Below are 1135 nucleotides of genomic sequence, written 5' to 3'. Positions count from 1 at the left end.
CTAGTGTGGTGAGTTAGAAATTCGCAGACAAAATCGCTCGATGCTCGCCAGGATGGCGTCGGCCGATTTTGTCCATACAAAGGGCTTCGGTTCTGCGTTATTAAATGCCAAGTAGGAGCGAATGGCATCCTCTAACTGACGTGTAGAACGATGGGTGCCACGCCTAATCTGCTTTTCGGTCAGGGTGGCAAACCACCGCTCTACTTGGTTGAGCCACGACGCTGAAGTTGGCGTGAAGTGGACATGGAAGCGAGGATGGCGGGCAAACCAATTGCGAATGGTTGGGGTCTTATGCGTGCCATAGTTGTCCATCACGAGATGGATATCCAGGTCAGTTGGAACAGAGGCCTCGATAGTGCGCAGGAACTTCAGGAATTCGCTGCTGCGATGCCGGCGATGTAGTTCGCCAATGACTTTTCCAGTGGCGATGTCGAGCGCCGCAAACAGTGTAGTCGTGCCGTGGCGCTCGTAATCGTGAGTGCGCCGCTCGGCCACGCCCGGTGCCAACGGCAGAATCGGCTGAGTCCTGTCGAGGGCCTGGATCTGGCTCTTCTCGTCCACACAAAGCACCATGGCTTTGACGGGAGGATCAATGTAGAGCCCTACGATATCGCGAGTCTTTTCAACGAACAAAGGATCAGTGGAGAGCTTGAACGTTTCTTGGCGATGCGGTTGCAAGCCGAAGGCGCGCCAGATCCGGCTCACGGCCGTCTGCGATAGCTTGGCTTCCTTTGCCATCGTCCGCGTACTCCAATGGGTTGCGTTCGTCGGCAGCGATTCAAGCGTTTTGGCAATTACTGCATCGACGCGCGCGTCGTCAATTGTGCGCGGCGCACCTGGCCGGGGTGCATCAAGTAGGCCGTCAAGGCGCAACTGGATAAAGCGCCCGCGCCATTTACAGACCGTTTGTTTAGCGATCTTCAAATCCGCTGCCACTGTCTTGTTCTCTGCACCCGAGGCGCACGCCAGCACGATCCTGGAACGCAGCGCCAAGGCTTGCGCCGTTTTGCGGCGACGCGACCAAACCGATAATTGATCATGCTCTGCGTCAGTCAAGATCAGCTCCACTTTCGGACGACCTGCACCCATATCAGCCTCCATGTTGCGCATTGAATGCATACAACATAGTCCATGC

General features: G+C 56.0%; 1 protein-coding gene. It reads right to left on the bottom strand.

What is annotated here, in order from left to right; all coding sequences use genetic code 11:
• Positions 1 to 1089 carry an IS630 family transposase gene (locus tag RBA40_RS33290; RefSeq protein ID WP_306653187.1) on the bottom strand — a complete coding sequence of 363 codons (1089 nt, stop codon included), beginning with the start codon at positions 1087 to 1089 and terminating at the stop codon, positions 1 to 3.
• Positions 1090 to 1135 lie beyond the last annotated feature (46 nt).

This window comes from Massilia pseudoviolaceinigra (assembly GCF_030846505.1).
Classification (GTDB): domain Bacteria; phylum Pseudomonadota; class Gammaproteobacteria; order Burkholderiales; family Burkholderiaceae_D; genus Telluria_A; species Telluria_A violaceinigra.
The sequence above is the reverse complement of the archived record's forward strand: the minus strand, read 5'-3'. Positions and strand labels throughout refer to the sequence as shown.